Genomic DNA, 5,185 nt, shown 5'->3' with positions numbered 1-5,185 from the left:
CTGCCGCGACGCCCGCAGAGGAGTCCACGACATCAACCTCGACGCAGTGGCGATCCGGCAAGTCGGGATACCAGACACCACACCGACTCTGCAGTCAACCCCCGAAGAACTTCCGAGGGCGACCACTAAGCGGCAGGGCCGCGGTGCGCCCGCCGGGGGGTTCGTGTGCGGGGACTGCCGGGCGCGGCTCGGGGTAACAGGACAGGTGCAGCAGTGTCCGACCGGACCGGCCTGGCGAGAGAGACATGCATGACCGAGGACCTGAACGGGGCAGTGATACCGACTGGTTTCGACGTTCCCGTGGACCCGCTCCGGCGGGCGGCGCACTACACCGGTGAACCGGGGTGCATCGCCGAGGCGCGGGCCTTCGCCGCGCAGTTCCTGGACCAGCTCAGGACCGAGTGGTGCGCCGAGATCGGCCGCCGCTCCGGCGAGGCGCTCCTGCTGGTGGTCAGCGAGCTGGTCACCAACGCCGACCGGCACAGCAACGGCCCGTACATCCTGGAACTGGAGGGAACGGGCGTCTCCGTCGACGTGTGCGTCTACGACAGCAGTGCCGCGCTGCCCCGGCGCTTCCCCCGGGACCCGCGGCGCGTCGGCCGGCACGGCCTGGAGATCGTGCACGCGCTGGCCTCCGAGGTCACCGTGGAGCGGATCCCGGTCGGCAAGCGCGTGCGCGCGGTGGTCGGCCTCGGCCGCGACTGAGTTCCGGGCCGCGTCAGGCGCAGCCCAACTCGCCCAGCATCCCCTGGCGCAACTGTGTGATGATCCTCTTGATCAGCCGGGAGACGTGCATCTGCGAGCAGCCGAGCCGTTCGCCGATCTCCGCCTGGGTGGCCTCCTCCACGAACCGCAGATGGATGATCTGCCGGTCGCGTTCACTGAGCCCGGCCACCAGCGGCGCGAGGGAGTGGAAGTCCTCGACGAGCCCGATCCCGGCCTCCTCGACCCCGATGAAGTCGGCGAGCACCGCCTCGCCGTCCTCGGCGCCGTCACCGGTGAGGGCGGCGTCCAGCGACGCGGAGTTGTAGCCGTTGGAGGCGATCTGGGCCTCGACCACCTGGTCCTCGGAGAGGTTCATCAGCGTGGCGAGCTCGGCGACCGTCGGATCCCTGTCCAGGCGGCTGGACAACTCCTCGCGGGCCCGGGCCAGCTCCACCCGCAGCTCCTGCAGCCGCCGCGGCACGTGCACCGCCCAGGTGGTGTCGCGGAAGAACCGCTTGATCTCACCGACGATGTACGGCAGGGCGAAGGAGGTGAACTCCACCTCGCGCGACAGCTCGAACCGGTCGATGGCCTTGATCAGGCCGATCATCCCGGTCTGGACGATGTCCTCCATGTCGTCGCCGCGGTTGCGGAACCGGCCCGCCGCGAACCGCACCAGCGACATGTTCATCTCGATGAGCGTGTTGCGCGCGTACTGGTATTCGTGCGTGCCCTCTTCCAGCTCCGTCAGCCGCCGGAAGAAGTGACGGGACAGCTCTCGCGCGTCACGCGGAGCGACCGATCGCGGGTCCGCCACCCCCGGCAGCGACCCGCCACCCGTCTCGGCCTCCCGGGTCTTCGCGACCGCTGCCTCGGACCGGATCACGGCGGTGTCCATTGCCTCTCCCACGAAAGTCACAGTGCGACCTCTGCCTTTCGGCCTGCGTACGTCCGTCCCGGTGCTTTGGCACCGAACGGTTGCGCGACCCCCGGGTTCCCCGTCCGCGGCGATGTATGCGCGCCCCGGCCCCGGGGGGTTCCGCTCCCGTCGTGCCTGCCGGGCCGTACGACTGCGCCTACCCGGAGTCACCCGGCGCATGCCCTTCGTGCACCGGGTGACGTGAAATCGACCGTACGCGGGCGGCGGGCGCGGCCGGTGATTCACCCAGGGCGGAATGCCGCTCCCTTCCGCCCGCGTGGGCGATCCCTACGCTGAGGGGATGAGCAGCCACGCGCCCGACCAAGTCCGCGTCGTCCCCCTGCGCCCGCCGGCCGCGCGCCCGGTGACGGCCCGTCCGGTGTCCGACCGCCCGGCCGCGGGAAGCCCGGCCGCGGCTCCCCGCGAACCGCTCTGGCGTGACCTCGTCGGTGACGTCCTGCGCCGGGAGCGGCGCGCGCAGGAGCGCACGCTCCAGGACGTCGCCGACGCGGCGCGGATCTCGATGCCGTATCTGTCGGAGATCGAACGCGGCCGCAAGGAAGCCTCCTCGGAGGTCCTCGCGGCCGCGGCACAGGCGCTCGGCCTGGGCCTGGGCGACCTGCTGTCGCTGGCGCAGGGGGAGCTGGCGCGGGTCACCCGCCGCACCGGGTCCGCCCCCCGTCACGGCGGACTGTGCCTGGCCGCCTGACGACGGCGCCGCCCGGCCGGCGCCCCGCACCTGCCTCAGACGGGTGCGAGGCGCCGGCTCAGCACTTCGTCGGCCAGCCCGTAGGCCACCGCCTCCTCGGCGGTGAACACCTTGTCGCGGTCCATGTCCGCGCGCAGGGTGCCGACGTCGTGACCGGTGTGCCGGGACAGCACCTCCTCCACCTGGGAACGGATCCGGACCATCTCCCTGGCCTGCAGCGCGAGGTCGGAGACCGTGCCCTGCCGGCCGCCGCTGGCCGGCTGCCCGAGCAGCACGCGCGCGTGCTCCAGCACGAACCGGCGTCCCGGGTCCCCGGCCGCCAGCAGCACCGCCGCCGTCGAGGCCGCCTGCCCCACGCAGAACGTGGAGATCGGCGACTGCACGAACCTCATCGTGTCGTAGATCGCCATCAGCGAGGTGAACGAGCCGCCGGGCGAGTTGAGATAGACCGCGATCTCGTGCTCGGGGTTCGCCGACTCCAGGTGGAGGAGCTGGGCGATGACGACGCCCGCCACGCCGTCGTCGATCTCGGTGTTGAGAAAGACGATCCGCTCGTTCAGCAGCCGGCTGAACACGTCGTAGGACCGCTCGCCCTGCGCGGTCCGCTCGATCACGTACGGAACCGTGTACGACCCCATGTCACCACCCCATCCGCCGGCCCGAGGAGGCCGGGCGGATGTCGGCGAACGACTCCACCACCCGGTCCACCATCCCGTACTCCCTGGCCTGTTCGGCCGTGAACCAGCGGTCCCGGTCGCCGTCCCGCGCGATCGTCTCCTCGCTCTGCCCGGTGTGCTCGGCGGTGATCCGCTCGATGGTCCGCTTGGTGTGCTCCAGGTTCTCCGCCTGGATCTCGATGTCGGCGGTGGTGCCGCCGATGCCCGCCGACGGCTGGTGCATCATGATCCGCGCGTTCGGCAGCGCGAACCGCTTGCCGCGGGTGCCCACGGTGAGCAGGAACTGGCCCATGCTGGCGGCGAAACCCATCGCCAGCGTCGAGACATCGTTCGGGATGAGCCGCATCGTGTCGTGGATGGCGAGTCCCGCGGTGACGGACCCGCCGGGGCTGTTGACGCACAGGCTGATGTCGGTGCGCGGGTCCTCGGCCGACAGCAGGAGCAGCTGCGCACACACGCGGTTGGCCGACACCTCGTCGACCTGGGTGCCCAGGAACACGATCCGCTGCGCGAGCAGTCCGGCCGCGAGGTGGTCGTCGAACCGGCTGGGCGGGGTGTCGTCCTCCGCGGCGCGCGGCAGGAGCGCGGTGAGCGGGGGCAGGGTGGCCGGTGGAGCCATCGGATCTCCTTCTGGTGGCAGGGATGCCGTCGAACTCCACTGTCACCCGGGCGAGTTGCCCGACGTCGCTTTCTCTGCCCGCAGCAGATTCGCCATGAGCGGAGCCACCCTGCCGGCCCTCCCCGAACTTTTTCCGGGCGCGCCGATGAGTTTCGCCCCGCGGGCCGGTCGACATACATGTACGCGTAGCACACCTCAGGAGGAACCCGTGGCCACCGAAGGATTCACCACCTGTCTCTGGTTCGACGGCCAGGCCGAGGAGGCCGCCCACTACTACGTCTCGATCTTCAAGAACGCCGGCATCGGAAAGGTCAGCCGCTACACCGAGGCCGGACCGGGCCCGGCCGGCTCCGTGCTCACCGTCGACTTCGTCGCCAACGGCCAGAAGTTCGTCGCGGTCAACGGCGGCCCCGAGTTCACGTTCAACGAGTCGATCTCCTTCCAGATCCACTGCGCCGACCAGGAGGAGGTCGACCACTACTGGGCCGAGCTCACCGAGAACGGCGGCGAGCCCGGCCCCTGCGGCTGGCTCAAGGACAAGTACGGCGTCTCCTGGCAGGTGATCCCGGAGCGGCTCATGGACCTGCTCGGCGACCCCGATGCCGAGAAGGCCGCCCGCACCACGCGGGCGATGCACACCATGAGCAAGCTCGACATCACCGCGCTGGAGAAGGCGTACGCCGGCGAGTGACGGCGTACCGCGGGGCCGGCCCACCCGTTCGGGGGAGTGGGCCGGCCCCGGCAGGCCCCGGCTCAGGACAGGTCGTTCACCAGCACCGCCGCCCCGTCGAAGCGGCCCGCCTTGAGGTCCCGCAGGGCCTGCTGGGCCGCGGAGAGCCGGTAGGTGTGCGTGGTGGCGCGCACGCCGTACCGGGCGGCCAGCGCGAGGAACTCCCGGCCGTCCTCGCGCGTGTTCGAGGTGACGCTGCGCAGCTCCTTCTCGTAGAACAGCTCGCTCGCGTAGTGCAGCGGCGGCGTGTCGCTCAGGTGGATCCCGGCGACGGACAGGACGCCGCCGCGGTCGAGGGCCCGCAGCGCCACCGGGACCAGGTCGCCCACCGGGGCGAACAGGATCGCGCTGTCCAGCGGCTCGGGCGGTGACGCGTACGCGTCCTGGGCCGAGGCGGCGCCCAGCTCCAGCGCGAGCCGCCGCGAAGCCTCCCCGCGGGTCATGACGTGCACGGTGGCGCCCTGGGCGAGCGCCACCTGGGCGCACAGGTGCGCGCTGCCGCCGAAGCCGTACAGGCCGAGCCGCCCGCCCGGCGGCAGCGAGGCCCGGCGCAGCGCCCGGTGGCCGATGATGCCCGCGCACAGCAGCGGCGCGAGCGCCACGTCGTCGACCTCGCCGGGCAGCAGGTAGGCGAAGGCGGCCGGGACGGTGGTGTACTCGGCGTAGCCGCCGTCGGCGTCCCAGCCGGTGTAGAGGGAGGCCGGGCAGAGGTTCTCCGCGCCGCGCGCACAGTACGCGCAGGTGCCGTCGGTACGGCGCAGCCAGGCCACGCCCACCCGGTCGCCGGGCTCGAAGCCGCTCACCGCCCGCCCTGTCTCTTATACAC

6 protein-coding genes and 1 pseudogene are annotated in these 5,185 nt (G+C 71.7%); 3 read left to right on the top strand and 4 right to left on the bottom strand.

Going from position 1 to position 5,185, the window contains the following annotated elements:
* The first annotated feature begins 249 nt into the window (after window positions 1-249).
* Complete coding sequence (locus C1I97_RS31000; RefSeq protein ID WP_111006396.1) at window positions 250-705, top strand: ATP-binding protein; 456 nt, start codon at window positions 250-252, stop codon at window positions 703-705.
* 13 nt (window positions 706-718) lie between these two features.
* Here the strand turns inward: C1I97_RS31000 and C1I97_RS30995 are convergent, their stop codons facing one another.
* Window positions 719-1,603 carry an RNA polymerase sigma factor SigF gene (locus C1I97_RS30995; RefSeq protein WP_111006395.1) on the bottom strand — a complete coding sequence of 295 codons (885 nt, stop codon included), beginning with the start codon at window positions 1,601-1,603 and terminating at the stop codon, window positions 719-721.
* Window positions 1,604-1,925: 322 nt separating this feature from the next.
* Here C1I97_RS30995 and C1I97_RS30990 point away from each other — a divergent pair, with 322 nt between their 5' ends.
* Window positions 1,926-2,333, top strand: a complete 408-nt coding sequence (locus tag C1I97_RS30990) for a helix-turn-helix domain-containing protein (protein WP_111006394.1) — start codon at window positions 1,926-1,928, stop codon at window positions 2,331-2,333.
* A 35-nt stretch (window positions 2,334-2,368) separates the two neighbouring features.
* On the opposite strand, the gene C1I97_RS30985 is transcribed toward C1I97_RS30990, so the two are convergent.
* Both C1I97_RS30985 and C1I97_RS30980 read right to left on the bottom strand, forming a co-directional pair.
* Window positions 2,369-2,971 carry a ClpP family protease gene (locus C1I97_RS30985; protein ID WP_111006393.1) on the bottom strand — a complete coding sequence of 201 codons (603 nt, stop codon included), beginning with the start codon at window positions 2,969-2,971 and terminating at the stop codon, window positions 2,369-2,371.
* A gap of 1 nt (window position 2,972) precedes the next feature.
* Complete coding sequence (locus C1I97_RS30980) at window positions 2,973-3,629, bottom strand: ATP-dependent Clp protease proteolytic subunit (protein ID WP_111006392.1); 657 nt, start codon at window positions 3,627-3,629, stop codon at window positions 2,973-2,975.
* 208 nt (window positions 3,630-3,837) lie between these two features.
* On the opposite strand from C1I97_RS30980, the gene C1I97_RS30975 reads away from it, so the two are divergent.
* Window positions 3,838-4,320 (top strand): VOC family protein, encoded by a 483-nt coding sequence (locus tag C1I97_RS30975; RefSeq protein WP_111006391.1) that lies wholly within the window; start codon window positions 3,838-3,840, stop codon window positions 4,318-4,320.
* A gap of 62 nt (window positions 4,321-4,382) precedes the next feature.
* On the opposite strand, the pseudogene C1I97_RS30970 reads toward C1I97_RS30975, so the two are convergent.
* Window positions 4,383-5,171 (bottom strand): annotated as a pseudogene (locus C1I97_RS30970) (zinc-binding alcohol dehydrogenase family protein); the annotation flags it as partial.
* Window positions 5,172-5,185: the final 14 nt, after the last annotated feature.

This window comes from Streptomyces sp. NTH33 (genome assembly GCF_003236365.1).
Taxonomy (GTDB): domain Bacteria; phylum Actinomycetota; class Actinomycetes; order Streptomycetales; family Streptomycetaceae; genus Streptomyces.
This window is presented reverse-complemented; position numbering and strand designations above follow the sequence as displayed.

What these genes read in the sequence shown, in the direction of transcription:
- C1I97_RS30990 (WP_111006394.1), top strand. Translation starts at nt 1,926, where the DNA reads ATGAGCAGCCACGCGCCCGACCAAGTCCGCGTCGTCCCCCTGCGCCCG.
- C1I97_RS30985 (WP_111006393.1), bottom strand. Translation starts at nt 2,971, where the DNA reads ATGGGGTCGTACACGGTTCCGTACGTGATCGAGCGGACCGCGCAGGGC.
- C1I97_RS30980 (WP_111006392.1), bottom strand. Translation starts at nt 3,629, where the DNA reads ATGGCTCCACCGGCCACCCTGCCCCCGCTCACCGCGCTCCTGCCGCGC.
- C1I97_RS31000 (WP_111006396.1), top strand. Translation starts at nt 250, where the DNA reads ATGACCGAGGACCTGAACGGGGCAGTGATACCGACTGGTTTCGACGTT.
- C1I97_RS30995 (WP_111006395.1), bottom strand. Translation starts at nt 1,603, where the DNA reads ATGGACACCGCCGTGATCCGGTCCGAGGCAGCGGTCGCGAAGACCCGG.